The 528-nt window shown below is 26.7% G+C and carries 1 protein-coding gene; it reads right to left on the bottom strand.

Annotation, left to right across the window (positions count from 1 at the left end; all coding sequences use genetic code 11):
- Positions 1-18: 18 nt before the first annotated feature.
- Positions 19-330: an FMN-binding protein gene (locus IX290_RS11470; protein WP_211493323.1), complete on the bottom strand. Its 312-nt coding sequence runs from the start codon at positions 328-330 to the stop codon at positions 19-21.
- Positions 331-528 lie beyond the last annotated feature (198 nt).

Below are 528 nucleotides of genomic sequence, written 5' to 3' on the forward strand. Positions count from 1 at the left end.
TTTTTTTATGTTCATATTTTATTTAGCATTGTTAATTGCATTTTTAACTGCTTCTTTAAAACCAAGAGATGTATAAGTAGCTCCTGCTACGTTGTCGACTTCTACTTTCTGTTGAGCAATAATCTCCTGAGTAAGTTTCTCAATAGCTGGCTGAGCAATTCTTTTTGTTTCATCCATTTTGATAACTTTAATAGCTACTATTTTATCACCGTCTTTTTCCACTGATACCTTTATTTCATCTTTGTATCCATTTCCAACTCCCTCTCCAACAGATGCAAATGCAGTAACTGAAGCAAGAGTTAAAATTAAAGTTAAAATTATTTTCTTCATAATAATTCCTCCATTCTAAACTAAATGTATTTTTAATATGAAATGTTATAACTGGAGTTGCTAACAGTAAAGATAGTAAAATATATTTTGATATTATCTTTATTATATATTATATATTATATACATATAGAGTTAAAAAATCAATGTTTTTTTTCTTGAAATGTATATGTAAGCTTCAATAATAGCATGTTTATGTCT

This window comes from Fusobacterium sp. DD2 (assembly GCF_018205345.1).
GTDB lineage: Bacteria > Fusobacteriota > Fusobacteriia > Fusobacteriales > Fusobacteriaceae > Fusobacterium_A.